We start from the raw sequence: 18,832 nt of genomic DNA on the forward strand, positions 1-18,832 counted from the left end.
ATTGGATAACTTATTGTCGATGGAACATCTAACTACAAATGAAATATATGAATTAGTCAAACGTGCGAGTGCAATAAAAAAAGGTGAACTAGAACCTCGACGTTATGAAGATAAATTTGTAGCAAATTTATTTTTTGAAAACTCAACACGTACGAAAAGTAGTTTCTTAGTAGCAGAACAAAAATTAGGACTGAAATTAATTGATTTTGAAACAAATACATCTTCTGTTCAAAAAGGGGAAACATTATATGACACATGTAAAACTTTAGAACAAGTAGGTGCAGATGTTCTGGTAATAAGACATTCACAAACCACTTATTATGACGAATTAAAATCGCTTAACGTACCAATTATTAACGCAGGAGATGGCAGTGGGCAACACCCGACACAAAGCTTATTAGACATCATGACAATCTACGAAGAATATCAAACTTTTGAAGGCTTAAATATCTTAATTTGTGGTGATATTAAAAACTCTCGTGTCGCTCGAAGTAATTATCAAAGTCTAACAACACTTGGTGCTAATGTAATGTTTTCTAGCCCAGATGCTTGGAAAGATGATTCCTTAGATGCGCCGTATAAAGATATTGATACTGTTATAGATGAGGTAGATATAGTAATGTTATTAAGAGTACAACACGAAAGACATACTGATGAGAACACAACACAATTTGAAGTAAGTAACTATCATAATCAATACGGTTTAACGCAAGAAAGATATAATAGGCTGAAATCACAAGCAATCGTGATGCATCCAAGCACCAGTAAATAGAGGTGTGGAGATAGAACATTCACTTGTAGAAGCATCAAAATCACGCATTTTCAAACAAATGGAAAATGGCATGTACTTACGCATGGCGGTTATAGATTATATTTTACAATCGAAAGGGGCAGAAACAAATGAAATTATTAACGAATGCTAAAATCTTAAAAAATGGTGAATTTGAAACGGTGTCTATCTTAGTTGAAGGACAACATATTAAACAAATAGCTACGCAAATTGAGGTAGATACAAATACTGAAGTTATAGATGTTAAAGGACAATTTGTTTCTCCAGGTTTAGTAGATGTACATGTGCACTTACGTGAACCAGGCGGGGAACATAAAGAAACAATAGCAACGGGCACAAAAGCAGCGAGCAAGAGGTGGATTTACAACCGTCTGCCCAATGCCAAATACACGTCCGGTACCTGATTCAGAAGAAAATTTAAATCATTTAAATCAATTAATAGAAGATAACGCTGAAGTAAGAGTATTACCTTACGCGGCTATTACAGTGAGACAAGCTGGTAAAGAACATGTCGATTTTGAAACACTTGCTAACAACGGCGCGTTTGCATTTACAGATGATGGTGTTGGTGTTCAACAAGCTAATATGATGTATGAGGCCATGCAAGCGGCAGCAAAAGTGAATAAAGCAGTCGTAGCACATTGTGAAGATAATAGTTTAATTTATGGTGGCGCTATGCATGAAGGGCAACGCAGTGAAGCTTTAGGCATTCCTGGTATTCCAAATATTTGTGAAGCAGTACAAATTGCACGTGATGTGCTATTAGCAGAAGCGGTCGGCGCACATTATCATGTATGTCATGTATCTACGAAAGAGAGTGTCAGAGCAATTCGTGATGCTAAAAAAGCAGGGATACATGTGACAGCAGAAGTTACACCACATCATTTATTATTAACTGAAGATAATGTTCCAGGTGATGATGCGATTTATAAAATGAATCCTCCATTAAGAAGCAAAGAAGATAGAGAAGCACTGATTGAAGGCCTATTAGATGGTACGATAGACTGTATTGCAACAGACCATGCGCCACACGCTACAGAAGAAAAAGCACAGCCTATGACAAAAGCGCCATTTGGTATTGTTGGAAGCGAAACAGCTTTCCCATTATTGTATACGCATTTTGTAAAAAATGGTGATTGGTCGTTACAACAGTTAGTAGATTATTTAACGATTAAACCAGCTCAGACTTTCGAGTTACCTTATGGTACATTAGAAGAAGGCGGATTAGCAGATTTAACAATTATTAACCTAGATGAGGAAAGTGAAATAAAAGCAGAGGATTTTGCATCTAAAGGAAGTAATACGCCATTTATAGGTTATAAAGTATATGGTACGCCAGTATTAACAATGGTTGAAGGTGAAGTTAAATTTAAGGAGGAACAATAATGTTGAAGAAACGCTATCTAGTTTTAGAAGACGGTTCATATTACGAAGGCTATCCCCTTGGTTCTGACCAATTAACAGTAGGAGAAATTGTTTTTAATACTGCAATGACGGGTTATCAAGAAACAATATCGGACCCGTCATACACGGGTCAAATTATTACATTTACATATCCACTTATCGGAAATTATGGTATAAATCGAGATGACTTTGAATCACTTGTACCTACCCTAAATGGTGTAGTTGTTAAAGAAGCAAGTGATCATCCAAGCAATTTCAGAAAACAAAAGACATTACATGACGTATTAGTAGAATATGATATTCCAGGTATTTCAGGTGTTGATACGCGTAGTATTACCAGAAAAATCAGAAATTTCGGCGTGTTAAAAGCAGCTTATACTGATAATAAAGCTGAAATTGAATCATTAGTAGAACAGTTAAAAACGACTGAATTACCTAAAAATGAGGTGACAGAAGTATCAACGAAAACACCTTACGTTTCAACTGGTTATGATTTGAGTGTCGTATTAGTCGATTTTGGTAAAAAACAGAATATCGTTAGAGAATTGAATTTGCGTGGTTGTAATGTAACCGTCGTACCATATGATACTTCAGCTGAGGCAATTATGAGAATGACTCCAGATGGGGTAATGCTTTCTAACGGACCAGGAGACCCTGAAGAAGTAAAAATCGCAGTTGAAATGATTAAAGGTATACTAGGACACGTTCCGTTCTTTGGTATATGTTTAGGACATCAACTTTTCGCCTTATCTCAAGGTGCCACATCATTCAAAATGAAATTTGGTCATAGAGGTGCCAATCATCCTGTAAAAGATCTCAAAACAGGAAAAATTGCAATAACGAGTCAAAACCACGGTTACGCAATCGATAAAGACTCATTAATTGATAGTGACTTAGAAATTACACATATTGCAATCAATGATGGAACGGTAGAAGGTTTAAAACATAAGTCATTACCAGCATTTTCAGTTCAATATCACCCTGAAGCATGTCCAGGACCATCTGATTCAAATTACTTATTTGATGAGTTTATCGATATGATGAATGATTTTAAAGCGAAGGAGCGTATGTCAAATGCCTAAACGTACAGATATAGAAACGATTTTAGTTATTGGATCCGGACCAATTATCATTGGTCAAGCTGCAGAATTTGATTATGCGGGAACACAAGCTTGTCTAGCATTAAAGGAAGAGGGCTACCGTGTAATATTAGTAAACTCTAATCCAGCAACAATTATGACTGACAAAGAAATTGCAGATAAAGTATATATTGAACCATTAACACATGATTTCATAGCTCGCATTATTCGTAAAGAACAGCCGGACGCATTATTACCTACATTAGGTGGACAAACAGGATTGAACATGGCCATTCAACTACATGATAGTGGTGAACTTGAAGCAAACAATGTGCAACTTTTAGGTACTAAATTAGAATCTATCCAACAGGCAGAAGATAGAGAATTATTCAGATCATTAATGAATGAACTCGAGGTACCTGTGCCTGAAAGTGATATTGTAAACACCGTAGAACAAGCGTTTATGTTTAAAGAAAAAGTAGGCTATCCACTCATCGTAAGACCAGCATTTACAATGGGAGGCACTGGCGGTGGTATTTGTCATAATGATGATGAGTTTAAAGAAATTGTAGCGAACGGTCTACATTATAGTCCAGCAACACAATGTTTAATTGAAAAATCAATCGCTGGTTTCAAGGAAATTGAATATGAAGTAATGCGTGACAAAAACGATAACGCAATCGTTGTGTGTAATATGGAAAATATTGATCCAGTTGGTATACATACAGGTGATTCGATTGTTGTGGCGCCGAGCCAAACATTGTCAGACATTGAATATCAGATGCTACGTGACGTGTCATTAAAAGTAATCCGTGCCTTAGGAATAGAAGGCGGCTGTAACGTGCAATTAGCTTTAGATCCACACTCTATGGATTATTATATTATTGAAGTGAATCCACGTGTGTCCCGTTCATCAGCATTAGCTTCTAAAGCAACAGGATATCCAATTGCTAAACTAGCGACTAAAATTGCAGTTGGTTTAACGTTAGATGAAATGTTAAATCCAATTACAGAAACATCTTACGCGGCATTTGAACCAACTTTAGATTATGTTATCTCGAAAATCCCACGTTTCCCATTTGATAAATTTGAAAAAGGTGAACGTGTTTTAGGAACACAAATGAAAGCAACTGGTGAAGTTATGGCAATTGGTAGAACTTACGAAGAGTCATTACTTAAAGCAATCCGTTCATTAGAATATGGTGTACATCACCTTGGTTTGCCTAACGGAGATTCATATGATTTAGATTATATTAAAGCACGTATCAATGACCAAGATGATGAACGTTTATTCTTTATAGGTGAAGCGATTCGTCGCGGAACAACATTAGAAGAAATTCATGAAATGACACAAATTGATTACTTCTTCTTAAATAAATTCCAACACATCATTAATATTGAGCATGATTTGAAGGCTAATAAAGGTGACATCGAATATCTGAAATTTGCGAAAGATTACGGCTTTAGTGATCGTGTCATTGCACACCGTTTTGATATGACCGAAGAAGAAGTTCATGATTTAAGAATAAAAAATGGTATAACGCCAGTTTATAAAATGGTAGACACTTGTGCTTGCAGAGTTTGAATCAGCAACGCCATATTATTACGGTACGTATGAATACGAAAACGAATCTATTGTTACAGATAAAGAAAAAATTCTTGTACTCGGTTCAGGACCAATTCGTATAGGACAAGGTGTAGAATTTGATTATGCAACAGTGCATGCAGTTTGGGCAATCCAACGTGCAGGTTATGAAGCAATTATCATTAATAACAATCCAGAAACTGTATCAACAGATTTTTCAATTTCTGATAAGTTATACTTCGAGCCATTAACAGAAGAAGATGTTATGAATATTATTGATTTAGAGCAACCTAAGGGTGTGGTTGTACAATTTGGTGGTCAAACAGCTATCAACTTAGCAGATAAACTTGCTAAACATGACGTTCAAATTTTAGGAACATCTTTAGAAAATCTAAATCGTGCTGAAGACCGTAAAGAATTTGAAGCATTATTACACACAATCGATGTGCCTCAACCAAAAGGTAAAACAGCAACGTCTCCTAAAGAAGCATTAGAAAATGCAAGGAATATTGGTTATCCAGTTGTTGTAAGACCTTCATATGTATTAGGTGGACGTGCGATGGAAATCGTGAATAGTGATGCAGAACTAGAAGATTACATGAACCAAGCAGTTAAAGCGAGCCCAGATCATCCGGTACTAGTAGATAGTTATTTGACAGGTAAAGAAATTGAAGTGGATGCCATATCTGACGGGGAAACTGTTATAATCCCTGGCATTATGGAGCATATCGAAAGAGCTGGTGTTCACTCAGGTGACTCTATAGCAGTCTATCCACCACAAACATTAACGCAACAAGAAATGGATACGTTAGAAGACTATACGATTAGACTAGCTAAAGGATTAAATATTATAGGATTAATTAATATCCAATTTGTTATCGCTCATGATGGCGTCTTCGTCTTAGAAGTGAACCCACGTTCGAGTCGTACGGTACCATTTTTAAGTAAAATTACGGACATCCAGATGGCTCAGCTAGCAATGCGTGCGATTATGGGTGAAAAAATTGTAGACTTAGGCTATAAAGCAGGGATACAACCATATGCTGAAGGTGTTTTTGTCAAAGCGCCAGTGTTCAGCTTTAATAAGTTAAAAAATGTTGATATTACGCTCGGACCTGAAATGAAATCAACAGGGGAAGTTATGGGTAAAGATACAACAATGGAAAAAGCCCTATTCAAAGGATTAACAGCCGACGGTATGGAAGTAAAAGATCATGGTACTGTATTGATGACAGTGAGTGATAAAGATAAAGAAGAAGTAGTCAGTATCGCACATCGTTTAAATGAAGTAGGCTATAAAATTTTAGCAACTGAAGGTACTGCGAATAAATTAGCTGAGCATCATATACCAACAGAAATTGTTGGTAAAATTGGCAAAGAAGATGATTTATTAACGCGTATTCAACAAAGTGAAGTACAAATTGTAGTTAATACGATGACGAAAGGTAAGGAATTCGAACGTGATGGTTTCCAAATCAGACGTACATCAGTTGAAAATGGCGTACCTTGTCTCACTTCATTAGACACAGCTGATGCACTAACGTCAGTGATTGAAAGCATGACATTTACAATGAAAAATATGTAATAGTTAAGTTTGATACCACTAAGATAAAATAACAGTGCGAGTGCATAACATTATTTTATCTTAGTTCATATAGTAGAAGATCTTAAAATACGAGGTGTAGAACATATTATGAATAATTTACCAATTATCGCACTAGACTTTGATTCATCAGAAACGGTGGATGCATTCTTAGATCAATTTGATGAGCCACTTTTTGTAAAGGTGGGTATGGAACTTTTTTATCAAACTGGACCACAATTTATAGAATCTATTAAAGCACGTGGGCATGATATTTTTTTAGATTTAAAATTACATGATATACCGAATACTGTGGGTAAGGCAATGGAAGGGTTAAGTAAATTAAACGTTGATTTAGTCAATGTACATGCTGCTGGTGGAACTGAAATGATGACACGCGCATTAGAAGGTTTAAGAAAACACAACCAAAATATTAAAATTATAGCAGTTACACAACTTACTTCAACTACAGAATCTATGTTAAGAAATGAACAAAACATTCAAAGTTCTATAGAAGATGCAGTGCTTAATTATGCGTATCTAGCCAAAACGTCTGGTTTAGACGGTGTCGTATGTTCACCGCTTGAAGCGAGCATTACTTACAGGTGAACTCGGTAAAAACTTCTTAAAAGTAACACCTGGTATCAGACCGAGCAAATGCGCATTCAAATGATCAAAAAAGGATTACTACACCGGAAGATGCGAAACAATTAGGCTCGACACATATTGTAGTAGGTCGACCAATTACGCAAAGTGATAATCCGGTCGCAAGTTATCATAAAATTAAAGAGAGTTGGTTAAGTAAGAATGGCTAAAGCAATAGCAAAATCACTATTAGATATTAAAGCAGTTTCACTTTCGCCCAACGATCCGTTTACATGGAGTTCAGGTATTAAATCACCTATTTATTGCGATAACCGTGTGACATTAGGTCATCCGTCAGTACGACGTAATATTAGAGATGGTTTAAGTTCGTTAATTAAAAATAATTTTTCGGATGTCGAAATCGTTTCGGGGACTGCAACAGCAGGCATTCCACATGCTGCCTATGTTTCTGAAGCGCTAGATTTACCGATGAATTATGTGCGTTCTAAGAGTAAGAGCCATGGTAAACAAAACCAAATTGAAGGTGCGTTAAGCAAAGGTAAAAAAGTGGTAGTCATTGAAGATTTAATTTCAACAGGTGGATCTTCTATAACTGCTGTAGAGGCATTAAAAGAAGCAGGAGCTGAAGTTCTTGGCGTAGTAGCTATCTTTACGTACGGTCTAAAAAAAGCGGATGAACAATTTAAAGAAGCCCAAATACCTTTCTTTACTTTAAGTAATTATAATGAATTAATTGAGGTAGCTAAAGAAAAGGGAGACATTTCTGACAATGATATTGATACATTAGTTGAATGGCGAGACAACTTGTCTTAAAATGTGAGTTGGAGGGGATATTATGACAGAAAACCCAAAAAAAGCATATAATCACTTTGCACATTTAAACGATTTTTTAAAAAAGAAGACGATTATAGACATCCAACTCATTCAAACGATAAGAACGAATGGCTATCTAATACATCAGAAGCAAATATATATAAGAAATCCAAGACTACAATTAAACAAAAAGGACATATTAAGTAATTCATAAAATGTAATATGTATAGACGTATTTAAGACCATAATAAAGAGGAAGATCAGAATGAATTTCATTTTGACCTTCCTCTTTATATTAAATCATTTTGATATAGCAAACTTCTTGTTGAACTTCGTTAAATTAAGGTTATTTTTGTAATAACAAAGTTTATCAATATAATTTATAATACTTATTATATGTGCTGACCGTTTTAAAACTAAAATGTGTCATTGTGTAGTAAAGTCATTATTAGCGGATCATAATTTTAATAATAATATAACCTACTAATAAAACTAATGCCGCAATAAGTAATGGAATAATATAAAAAGACATGAAATACCTCCAATTGGATTTATATTTATTCTAACTGTAAATATTAGAAAGTAAAAGAAATAAAGACGATATTGTCATTCAACTAAAAAAGAGATGACAGTTATACATTTTTTGAATGCAATGGGTTAAAAGCGTTACAAGAAATACAAAGTGGTGTGACCACTATTGTTGTGGTACATTTGCATTTATAATACGATGTATAACTTAGAATTACAATAATATATTTTTATGGGGCTGGGACATAAATATATGTCTTAGCCTCTATAGTTATATTAATTTTAGCTGACTGAATTGAAAATACCAATCGTAATCGTTTACCAAAAGGGTTTAATTTTTGAAAATGTAAGGGGTGCTTAAATGAAAATGATGAAACAATTATTCCGTGATCATACTAAAAATATCATTATTTGTTTAATTGGCGCATTTGTCAGTGCAATTGCAGTAAATTGCTTTATTCTAGAATCTAATCTTGGGGATGGAGGCACAGTTGGTATATCTTTAGCGCTTAAATATGCTTTTGGTTGGTCACCAGCTTTAACTTCTTTAATTATTAATACAATTGTTATTATTGTAGGTTGGAAATTTTTAAGTACAAGAACTGCTGTATATACTTTTATTGCAAATACAGCAATTTCTCTATTTTTAGATTTAACTGAAAATTTTAGTACTGGTATAGATAACTTTGTAATCAACGCCGCTTTTGGTGGTGTGTTTGTAGGTGTGGGCATCGGCTTGGTTATTGCGGCAGGTGGTGTCATTGGAGGAACTTCAGTTGTAGCTAAAATGCTGAATAAGTACTTTGATATAAAAACGTCACAAGGCATATTTTTATTAGATGGTTTAGTTGTGCTATCTTTCTTATTTGTATTACCGTTAGAAAATGTGTTGTTTACGATTATTATGATATTCATTACTGAACGTGCAACTGCATTTATAATTGAAGGCTTTAATCCTAAAAAAGCTGTTACAATTATTTCAGATAAAAATGAAAATATTAGTGATAGAATTAACAGTTTTACAGGCAGGGGCTCAACGTTACTTAAAGGCAAGGGTGGTTTCGGTAAAAAAGAAACAAGTATGCTATATGTTGTAGTGCCACAATCTCAAGTCACGCGAGTCAAAAAATTAGTGAATGAAGAAGATGACAAAGCTTTCTTAGTTATACATGATGTACGTGACGTGCTAGGTAGTGGATTTATTAATTTAACATAAGCCAATATTTTGAACGTTTGTAAATAAGAATTTGAAAATATTTTACTACTTATAATAACGTTGTATATTCGATTTTTTACAATTTATCATTTATTCTAGTATTAAGAAGAAATTAAGGAGGTTGGATGATGGCTATACCAAAAATAACTACATTTCTAATGTTCAATGGAGATGCAGAAGAAGCAATTAATTTATATGTTAATACATTTGAAGATGCTGAAATATTGGCATTGGTAAGATATAGTGAGAGTGATAAAGAACCAACTGGTGCTGTACAACACGCTATTTTCAGGTTGAAAGATCAAGTGTTTATGGCAATTGATAATATGAATGGTGTCGATATAGAAATGAATCCAGCCGTATCATTATATGTCACTGTAGACAGTGCGTTAGAAATGGAACGCTTATTCAGTAATCTGAAAAGTGGTGGGGCTATTTTAATGCCTAAAACACAAATGCCACCATTTAGAGAATTTGCTTGGATACAAGATAAATTTGGTGTTAATTTTCAACTAGCATTGCCAGAATAAATTTAAATTAGAGAATGAAAAAAGCTAGGATATAATCGTTTTTGAAAAAACAAACGACTTTATCCTAGCTTTTTTATTATGCGTTTTGATAATCTTAAGCATAATATATAATAACAAATTATTTTACTTTCATTTTTTGAATGTGATCATAATCTGGTGTAGCGAAAAGCGTTTTTTGATTATCATATGTTACAAAACCTGGTTTGGCACCTGAAGGTTTGTGCACATGTCTAATTTCTGTGTAATCTACTGGAATTTGTCCAGAATTACCAGCTTTGGAGAAATAACCAGATAACATGGCCGCTTCTTTAATCGTCTCTTCACTTGGTGCGTCACTAAGTATCACAACATGAGAGCCTGGTATATCTTTCGTGTGGAACCAAAGATGATTTTTTGCTGCTTTTTTATTCGTTAAATAATCATTTTGTTTATTGTTTTTACCGACAAGAATCGTATCACCATCAGTTGAAACATATGCTTGTAATTGAATGGTTTGTTTCTTTTTCTTCTTGTTTTGTTTGCGTTGTTTCATAAAGCCCTGTTCTGCTAGCTCATCACGGATATCATCAATTTCATCAACAGAGATATGTGCGAGCTGTTGTTCAATACTTTCAAAATAAGCAATATTCTCTTGAGTTAATTCAATTTGATGGAGCAACTCGTGTGCTCTTGTTTTCAACTTGTTATATTTTTTATAATAATTCTGCGCATTGACAGCAGGGGCTTTGGTTGGGTTAAGAGGAATTGTAATTTCTTCACCAGTATAATAATTAAGCGTCGTAATTTCTTTATCGCCTTGCTTAATTTGATAAATATTGGCTGTTATTAACTCACCATATAGTTGCTGTAATTCTTTTTCTTTGGTACCTTCTTGCTCATCAATTAATTTACTTAATTTATTTTGATATTTATGAAGTTGTTGCTGTACAAATTTAACTAAATCATTCGCACGTTGTTTGACACGCTCTCTTTCGCCACGTGCATCATAATAGCGATCAAGTAAATCATGCAGTGAATCGTATTCTACAACATCATCATAAAATTGATTTAATTTCATAAAGTAAAAATCTTCTTTACCTGTTTTATGATTTTTATGGAAAACAGGTATGGGCTCGCCCTTAGTTTCTTCAATTACTGTATCAAATGCTTCAGGCAAAGTTTGGGCAGTCATAAATTGTTTTCTGCTAACAATTTCATTAGTAATTAATGGACTAAACCCTTCGATGTGATCTAGTAATTGTCGAGCTATTTTCCCACTATTAAAATCTATATATTTTAAAACAGTTTCTCCAGATATATCATATGGATTAATTTTGTTTTGCGCAGGTGGTGCTTCATATTGAAAACCAGGCATTACAGTACGATACTGATTTGTGTTTGGTGTTAAATGCTTAAAGCCTTCAATAATCTTGCGCTGTTCGTTTACTAATATTAAATTACTGTGTTTACCCATAATTTCTAATATAATTGTACGATGTATTGTATCGCCAATTTCATCTTTACTCTGTACATCTATTTCTACGCGTCTATCATTACCAATTTGTCTTACTGCTTTTATAAAGCCACCTTCAATATGTTTACGGAACACACGTGCAAACATAGGAGGATCAAATGGATTGTCATATTTTTTATTAGTTAAATGCATTCTAGTAAAACTTGGATGGATAGAAAGTAGAAGCTGATGATTTTTACGATTTTGACGCACAACGACAAGAAGTGTGTCGTTTTCTGGTTGATTTATTTTGTGGATTCTACCACCTACAAGAAATTGTAGAGATTCCACCATTTTTTTAGTGAATAAACCATCATATGCCATTACTATCAGCCACCTTATTTTTAGTCATTCAACATATTGTAACATGGCGTAAAGATTAGGTCATGAGCAAAGTTTGTGTTGTGGGACGCTATACAATTGAATGTTTCTTATGGTATCATATGTTAATAATAGAAGATTAGCTTAGAGAGGTAGTAAGTCATGGATAATGAGAAAGGTTTATTGATTGTACTATCTGGACCTTCCGGTGTAGGAAAAGGGACAGTTAGAAAAAAATATTTGATGATCCAACCACATCTTATAAATATTCTATTTCAATGACCACACGTGGTAAGCGTGAAGGTGAAGTAGATGGCGTTGATTATTTTTTCAAAGCAAAAGCAGAATTTGAAGAATTAATTAAACAAGATGAATTTATAGAATATGCTGAATACGTAGGAAATTACTATGGGACGCCTGTTCAATATGTTAAAGATACGATGGAACAAGGCCATGACGTATTTTTAGAAATTGAAGTAGAAGGTGCGAAACAGGTGCGTAAGAAATTCCCTGATGCATTGTTTGTTTTTCTTGCCCCGCCAAGTTTAGATCATTTACGTGAACGCTTAGTCGGTCGTGGCACGGAGTCTGATGAAAAAATTCAAAGTCGTGTGAATGAAGCACGTAAAGAAGTAGAAATGATGAACTTGTATGACTATGTTGTAGTTAATGATGAAGTAGAGTTAGCTAAACAACGTATTCAATCTATTGTAGAAGCTGAGCATTTGAAGAGAGAACGTATTGAAGCGAAATATAGAAAAATGATATTGGAGGCAAAAAAATAATGTTATACCCACCATTAAACGAATTAACAGCAAAAGTTAATTCAAAATATTTAATTGCAACTACTGCCGCAAAACGTGCTCGTGAAATAGATGAAAATCCAGAATCTGCATTGTTAAGCAAATATGATGCAAAAAAACCTGTAGGTAAAGCGCTAGAAGAAATCGCCGGCGGAGATGTTTATCCTGACGGACTTTACAAAATACCATCTAAGTAATTAAAAGTTAATCTTGAAACATATAAATAACAAATAGCATAGTGCTAATTAAAAGTTTTTCAAACGAGTCTGGGACATAAATACATGTCTCAGACTCGATTGTTAGATTGAACAGTAGTTGTTTGATATCTAATTGTACTTGTTTCAAGCTTTTTTGAGTAAGCCTTGCGGGAGCGGGAATAGAAATCAAATTTTGATTTCTATCCCGCTCCCTTTTTTTATTTAATTTAAAATTTTGTGTATAATGGTGATTAATCATCTATTTAAAGCATTTAATAACAAATTAACCTTAGTGTTATTTATAAACATAAATTTATAGCCTATTAAGAGGTCATATTTAAATTATTTGGAGGAGATTTGCAATGAAACGAATATTACTTGCTGTTACAGGTGGCATTGCTCGCGTATAAAGCAATTGATTTAACAAGTAAATTAACGCAAGCAGACTATGACGTTAGAGTTATGCTTACAGATCATGCACAAGAATTTGTGACCCCATTAGCTTTTCAAGCAATTGGTAGAAATCCAGTTTATACAAGTACTTTTTTAGAACAGAATCCGGAAGAAATACAACATGTTGCATTAGGTGATTGGGCGGACGCAATCGTAGTGGCACCGGCGACAGCAAATATCATTGCCAAACTTGCAAATGGCATTGCAGATGATATGGTGACGTCGACATTGCTTGCTACTGAAACAGCTAAATTTATTGCGCCAGCGATGAATGTGCATATGTATGAAAATAAGCGGACACAGCACAATCTCGCTACACTGAGTTCAGATGGTTATTATTTTCTTGAACCCGGTGAGGGCTTTTTAGCATGTGGCTATGTAGCAAAAGGCCGCATGGAAGAACCTTTGCAAATTGTTGAAAGGTTAAACCAGTTTTTCAAAGAGAACGAACAAGCATCTTATTCGATAGACAGTCGATTTGAAGGTATGAACGCATTAATCACTGCTCGGACCGACCGTCGAAGAGTTGGACCCAGTACGTTATTTATCTAACCGATCATCAGGAAAAATTGGTTACGCATTGGCAGAATCACTAACTAAGCGTGGAGCGAACGTCACACTCGTATCTGGACCTACACACCTAACACCTCCAGAAAATGTGAATGTTATTCAAATTCAAAGTGCTGAGGAAATGTTTGAAGCGGTAAAAACACGCTTTAATGAACAAGATATCATATTTAAAGCTGCAGCAGTATCAGATTATGCACCTGCTGAAATGTTAGAACACAAACTTAAAAAACAAGACGGTACATTATCTGTGACTTTTAAACGTACGCCAGACATTTTGAAATATCTAGGTGAACACAAAACAAAGCAATTCTTAGTAGGCTTTGCGGCAGAAACACAAAATATTGAAACATATGCTCAGAAAAAACTGCAACATAAAAATGCAGATGTGATTATTGCTAATAACGTAGGCGATCGTTCAATAGGATTTAGTTCGGATGATAATGACTATACGATGTATTTTAAAAATGGAGGTCCTATTAGTTTAGGAAAACACAAAAAAGTCATATTGGCGGAGCATATCTTAGATAGTTTAGAAACAAGGTGGGAATAAAATGATAGCAAAAGTAATTGTTGATATACCTTCTAAAAGTGTGGACTTTACGTTCGATTATATTATTCCTACAAGACTACAATCTATGATACAAGTTGGTATGCGTGTCATTGTGCCTTTTGGACCAAGAACAATTCAAGGCTATATTATGGAAATAACAGAACAACCTGACGCAAATATAGACATAGCTAAGTTAAAAGAGATAAAAGAAATTCAAGATATTAAACCAGAATTAACTGAAGAACTTATTAAGTTAACAGATTGGTATAATAATTATTTTGTGACGAAGCGAATTTCTATGTTAGAAGTGATGTTACCGAGTGCAATTAAAGCTAAATATACAAAAGTTTTTTCAATTGAAAATGATGAAGCAATTCCGGAACAGTTACGACGTCGTTTTGATAGCGAAGGGCATTATGCGTATAAAGAAGCTCAATATAATGATGATTTATCTGTCATATCACCTTTGTTAAAGCAAGGTGATATTAGTGAAGTAACATTGCTTTCTCAAAGTCTCAGTAAAAAGAAACAACGTGCTTGTGAGAGTGATAGAAGGTTTTGAATATGATGCTGTACTTGGTTCTTTAGAAAAGTCTCAAAAGCAATATGATTTATATGCTTATTTAATTGATGAACGTCATCATACTGTATTACTGAAACAATTAGAAGCAATGAACTTTTCAAAATCGAGCATTGATACACTGATGCGCAAAGGCTTTGTGGAAAAATACGATGCAATCGTTGAACGTGATCCTTTTGAAACGCGTGTATTTGAACAAGACGAAAAGCAACAACTCACAGTTGACCAACAGCAAGCGTTTGAAGCAATACTTAAAAATATTAAGGCACATGAACAGAGAACTTTTTTACTACATGGTGTGACTGGTTCAGGAAAAACTGAAGTATATTTGCAAACAATTGAAGAAGTCTTGCATTTAGATAGACAAGCTATGATGCTAGTGCCGGAAATTGCCTTAACCCCACAAATGGTTTTAAGGTTTAAGCAACGATTTGGTGATGAAGTAGCCGTGCTCCATTCAGGCTTATCAAAAGGTGAACGTTATGATGAATGGCAAAAAATCAGAGATGGTAAAGCTCGGGTAAGTGTTGGTGCACGGTCAAGTGTGTTTGCACCATTTAAAAATTTAGGCATGATCATTATTGATGAAGAACATGAATCATCTTATAAACAAGAGGATTATCCTAGATACCATGCACGTGATATCGCAGAGTGGCGCAGTCAATATCATCAGTGTCCATTGATATTAGGGAGTGCTACACCAAGTTTAGAAACTTACGCGCGCGCAGATAAGGGTGTTTATGAACTATTATCTTTACCTAACAGAGTTAATCAACAGGCATTGCCAGAAATTGAAATCGTTGATATGAGAGCTGAATTAAGTTCAGGCAACCGGTCTATGTTTTCAGAACAATTACGTGAAGCCATTCAAACTCGTTTAGATAATCAAGAACAGATTGTATTGTTTTTAAATCGCCGAGGCTATGCATCATTTATGTTATGCAGAGATTGTGGTCATGTACCACAATGTCCCAATTGTGATATCTCATTGACTTATCATAAGTCTTCGGATCAATTGAAGTGTCATTATTGTGGGCATCAAGAAACACCACCGAACAAATGTCCTAATTGTGAAAGTGAGCATATCAGACAAGTTGGTACTGGTACACAAAGAGTTGAGGAATTATTACAAGAAGTGTTCCAAGAAGCACGCATTATACGAATGGATGTTGATACTACATCTCGTAAAGGTGCGCATGAAAAATTATTAAATGATTTTGGCTCAGGTAAAGGTGATATTTTATTAGGTACTCAAATGATTGCGAAAGGGTTAGACTTTCCTAATATCACACTCGTAGGTGTACTCAATGCGGATACAATGTTGAACCTTCCTGACTTCAGAGCAAGTGAACGTACTTACCAATTATTAACACAAGTATCAGGTCGTGCAGGACGTCACGAAAAAGAAGGACAAGTAATCATTCAAACTTATAATCCAGAACATTATGCGATTAAAGATGTTCAAGAAAATGATTATCCAGCTTTCTTTAACAAAGAGATGAATTATAGGAAAATAGGGAAATATCCTCCTTACTTCTTTTTAATTAATTTCACTATCGCACACAAAGATATGAAGAAAGTAATGGAAGCATCGAAACATATTCATAAAATTTTATTACAGCATTTATCAGACAAAGCGTTAGTATTAGGACCATCACCAGCGAGCATTATCAAGGATAAATAATGAATATCGCTTCCAAATCTTAATTAAATATAAAAGTGAACCAGCGCTACACGAAGCGCTTAAGTATTTAGATGATTATTATCATGACCAATATTTAAAAGACAAGCTATCATTGAAAATTGATATTAATCCCCAAATGATGATGTAAGTAATTTGGTTGAATATATTGACTACAGGTGATCCAAAGTTTACAGCGGTTTGAATAATTAAATAAATTTCAAAAAAGGACAAATAGTTTAACTTGAGACGTTTTTAAAGTCTTAGTTAACTGTTTGTCTTTTTTAGTGCTATATATTTGAATGATTGTTTACAATGTCGGTTAATATATGTGGCATTCGTCGATTTGCATCAGTGAAATATTATATTGGAGGAGTTTTTGTGAGGAAAATACAAATCATTAATATTGCTAATGATTATAAATAGCATCTATAAAGGGGAATAAATACGCTAAAAACATAAGTATTACTAGAATAGCTATAAACCAGTTTTCTTTATCCAAACTTATTCATCCTTTGTAAAAGTATATGGTAACCATATTATAAAAGAATAACTAAAATCAATAACATAGAGTGAATGTAATTAAATCTTTAAGTTAAATTAACAATGTTATTAAAAGTAAATAGCGAGCTACCATTTATTATAAAGGTCTTTTTAACTTTTTATTTTTAAAATTAAAAATGTCTATAACAATTGTTATGTATGTAATTTTAATATATAAAAAACATATCAAATTTAAAATTTGCATTTAATGCTTTGTACAGTTATATTGAATAGTAACGAGTCCAATATAAATTGATATCGAACTTATTTAAAATAAAGGTCTGAGATTTTAAAATCAACAATAAAATACAATGGTGGGTATTTTTCATCATGTAAATATAATATCTAAGGGGATTTGTCTATGAGTTTAATGAATATGAGAGAAGCTACAGGATTAAGTATAGTTGAATTATCAAATCGCATCGCATCTTTATATAATACGAAATTAAGTCCTGAATTAATTGAACGCATAGAAAGTAAGCAAACGAAATTAAAAAATGAAGATGCACAAATATTGGCCGAATTTTTTAATACAACCTCTGAAGATTTAATGTGAATCAAATAGACTTAAAAATTCATCAGAATGAGTGTTTAATGATCTATAAATTTCGGCATAGTACGAGTGAGTAAAGGGGCGATATGGCAATGGTATATAATGAATACAATCAACCAATTGGTGATATAATAAATGATTTTGAAATGCCAAGTTTTCCTGAAGCAAAGTCATTGAAAGGACAATATAGTCGCTTGGAAAAATTGTCAACACAACATATCGATGATTTATTCAATCATTTTAGTGTAGAAGAAGATGCGCCGAATTGGACATATCTACCTGATGAACAAACTCAAGATTTTAATCAATTTAAAGTCTACATAAATAATAAAATTAAATCGAAAGACCCCTATTTTTTTTCAATTATTGACAACGAAACGGATGAAGCGGTTGGTATTTTGTCATTGTTAAGAATAAATCAAAAAAATGCATCTATCGAAGTGGGCCATATTCATTATTCAAATGTTTTAAAACAATCACGTATTGCAACTGAGGTCCAATATTTATTAGCAAATTATGTATTTGAAACATTAGGCTATAGAAGATATGAATGGAAATGTGATGCTTTGAATCAACCTTCTATTAAGGCGGCCAAAAGACTTGGATTTAGATATGAAGGTATCTTTAGAAATCATACAATTTATAAAAATAGAAATAGAGATACATGTTGGTTATCTATGATAGAAAGTGAATGGTATGAATATAAAATTAAGTTTGAAAAATGGCTGAATCCTTATAATTTTGATGAGTTTGGCAAACAGCTAACTAGATTGTCTATGGACTAGAAGAATGAAAATCAAAATTTATATAATCGAAGTATATGTAAAACGAAGGAAATATTTTATTGTAAACCGATAAAATATTTCCTTTTTTTCTTTGGAATTGTTAAGCTATATGTAGTATTAGAAACGCATGAAATATATTTTCAAATTGAAATATAAACGGCTAGTACAGCT

The 18,832-nt window shown here is 33.7% G+C and carries 9 protein-coding genes and 7 pseudogenes; 15 read left to right on the forward strand and 1 reads right to left on the reverse strand.

Annotated features, from left to right (window positions below; all coding sequences use genetic code 11):
* Nucleotide 1 precedes the first annotated feature (1 nt).
* The 9 genes and pseudogenes from ABLV95_RS03775 (at nucleotide 2) to ABLV95_RS03815 (ending at nucleotide 10,133) form a co-directional block, all read left to right on the forward strand.
* A pseudogene (locus ABLV95_RS03775) lies at nucleotides 2–923 on the forward strand (aspartate carbamoyltransferase catalytic subunit).
* Nucleotides 901–2,176, forward strand: a pseudogene (locus ABLV95_RS03780) (dihydroorotase). The pseudogenes ABLV95_RS03775 and ABLV95_RS03780 overlap by 23 nt, the downstream one beginning before the upstream one ends.
* Nucleotides 2,176–3,276, forward strand: coding sequence for a carbamoyl phosphate synthase small subunit (locus ABLV95_RS03785; RefSeq protein WP_021338704.1), 1,101 nt, complete (start codon nucleotides 2,176–2,178; stop codon nucleotides 3,274–3,276). The pseudogene ABLV95_RS03780 and the gene ABLV95_RS03785 overlap by 1 nt, the downstream one beginning before the upstream one ends.
* Nucleotides 3,269–6,443 (forward strand): annotated as a pseudogene (gene carB, locus ABLV95_RS03790) (carbamoyl-phosphate synthase large subunit). The gene ABLV95_RS03785 and the pseudogene carB overlap by 8 nt, the downstream one beginning before the upstream one ends.
* 108 nt (nucleotides 6,444–6,551) lie before the next feature.
* Nucleotides 6,552–7,255 (forward strand): annotated as a pseudogene (gene pyrF, locus ABLV95_RS03795) (orotidine-5'-phosphate decarboxylase).
* The gene (gene pyrE / locus ABLV95_RS03800) at nucleotides 7,248–7,859 is read left to right on the forward strand and encodes an orotate phosphoribosyltransferase (RefSeq protein ID WP_427704809.1); all 612 of its coding nucleotides are present in this window, start codon (nucleotides 7,248–7,250) and stop codon (nucleotides 7,857–7,859) included. Before pyrF ends, pyrE begins: the two are co-directional and overlap by 8 nt.
* A 22-nt stretch (nucleotides 7,860–7,881) precedes the next feature.
* A complete protein-coding gene (locus tag ABLV95_RS03805; RefSeq protein ID WP_460872592.1) occupies nucleotides 7,882–8,073 on the forward strand; it encodes a hypothetical protein in 192 nt (63 codons plus the stop codon).
* 675 nt (nucleotides 8,074–8,748) lie between these two features.
* Nucleotides 8,749–9,603, forward strand: a complete 855-nt coding sequence (locus tag ABLV95_RS03810) for a YitT family protein (RefSeq protein ID WP_427704804.1) — start codon at nucleotides 8,749–8,751, stop codon at nucleotides 9,601–9,603.
* A 128-nt stretch (nucleotides 9,604–9,731) separates the two neighbouring features.
* The gene (locus tag ABLV95_RS03815) at nucleotides 9,732–10,133 is read left to right on the forward strand and encodes a VOC family protein (protein WP_002507911.1); all 402 of its coding nucleotides are present in this window, start codon (nucleotides 9,732–9,734) and stop codon (nucleotides 10,131–10,133) included.
* A 118-nt stretch (nucleotides 10,134–10,251) separates the two neighbouring features.
* Here ABLV95_RS03815 and ABLV95_RS03820 read toward each other — a convergent pair whose 3' ends face one another.
* Nucleotides 10,252–11,949: an Rqc2 family fibronectin-binding protein gene (locus ABLV95_RS03820; RefSeq protein WP_427704801.1), complete on the reverse strand. Its 1,698-nt coding sequence runs from the start codon at nucleotides 11,947–11,949 to the stop codon at nucleotides 10,252–10,254.
* A gap of 159 nt (nucleotides 11,950–12,108) precedes the next feature.
* Here ABLV95_RS03820 and gmk point away from each other — a divergent pair.
* The 6 genes and pseudogenes from gmk to ABLV95_RS03850 all read left to right on the forward strand — a co-directional run bounded on the left by gmk (nucleotide 12,109) and on the right by ABLV95_RS03850 (nucleotide 18,661).
* Nucleotides 12,109–12,731 (forward strand): annotated as a pseudogene (gene gmk, locus ABLV95_RS03825) (guanylate kinase).
* Nucleotides 12,731–12,946, forward strand: coding sequence for a DNA-directed RNA polymerase subunit omega (gene rpoZ, locus ABLV95_RS03830; protein WP_002507908.1), 216 nt, complete (start codon nucleotides 12,731–12,733; stop codon nucleotides 12,944–12,946). Before gmk ends, rpoZ begins: the two are co-directional and overlap by 1 nt.
* A gap of 362 nt (nucleotides 12,947–13,308) precedes the next feature.
* Nucleotides 13,309–14,519: pseudogene (coaBC, locus tag ABLV95_RS03835) on the forward strand (bifunctional phosphopantothenoylcysteine decarboxylase/phosphopantothenate--cysteine ligase CoaBC).
* A gap of 1 nt (nucleotide 14,520) precedes the next feature.
* Nucleotides 14,521–16,931 (forward strand): annotated as a pseudogene (gene priA, locus ABLV95_RS03840) (primosomal protein N').
* A 753-nt stretch (nucleotides 16,932–17,684) separates the two neighbouring features.
* Nucleotides 17,685–17,879 (forward strand): helix-turn-helix domain-containing protein, encoded by a 195-nt coding sequence (locus tag ABLV95_RS03845; protein ID WP_069816107.1) that lies wholly within the window; start codon nucleotides 17,685–17,687, stop codon nucleotides 17,877–17,879.
* Nucleotides 17,880–17,968: 89 nt separating this feature from the next.
* Nucleotides 17,969–18,661 (forward strand): GNAT family N-acetyltransferase, encoded by a 693-nt coding sequence (locus ABLV95_RS03850; RefSeq protein ID WP_427704793.1) that lies wholly within the window; start codon nucleotides 17,969–17,971, stop codon nucleotides 18,659–18,661.
* Nucleotides 18,662–18,832: the final 171 nt, after the last annotated feature.

It is taken from the genome of Staphylococcus sp. Mo2-1, from assembly GCF_046721385.1.
GTDB lineage: Bacteria > Bacillota > Bacilli > Staphylococcales > Staphylococcaceae > Staphylococcus > Staphylococcus equorum_A.

What these genes read in the sequence shown, in the direction of transcription:
- ABLV95_RS03785 (WP_021338704.1), top strand. Translation starts at nt 2,176, where the DNA reads ATGTTGAAGAAACGCTATCTAGTTTTAGAAGACGGTTCATATTACGAA.
- pyrE (WP_427704809.1), top strand. Translation starts at nt 7,248, where the DNA reads ATGGCTAAAGCAATAGCAAAATCACTATTAGATATTAAAGCAGTTTCA.
- ABLV95_RS03805 (WP_460872592.1), top strand. Translation starts at nt 7,882, where the DNA reads ATGACAGAAAACCCAAAAAAAGCATATAATCACTTTGCACATTTAAAC.
- ABLV95_RS03810 (WP_427704804.1), top strand. Translation starts at nt 8,749, where the DNA reads ATGAAAATGATGAAACAATTATTCCGTGATCATACTAAAAATATCATT.
- ABLV95_RS03815 (WP_002507911.1), top strand. Translation starts at nt 9,732, where the DNA reads ATGGCTATACCAAAAATAACTACATTTCTAATGTTCAATGGAGATGCA.
- ABLV95_RS03820 (WP_427704801.1), bottom strand. Translation starts at nt 11,949, where the DNA reads ATGGCATATGATGGTTTATTCACTAAAAAAATGGTGGAATCTCTACAA.
- rpoZ (WP_002507908.1), top strand. Translation starts at nt 12,731, where the DNA reads ATGTTATACCCACCATTAAACGAATTAACAGCAAAAGTTAATTCAAAA.
- ABLV95_RS03845 (WP_069816107.1), top strand. Translation starts at nt 17,685, where the DNA reads ATGAGTTTAATGAATATGAGAGAAGCTACAGGATTAAGTATAGTTGAA.
- ABLV95_RS03850 (WP_427704793.1), top strand. Translation starts at nt 17,969, where the DNA reads ATGGTATATAATGAATACAATCAACCAATTGGTGATATAATAAATGAT.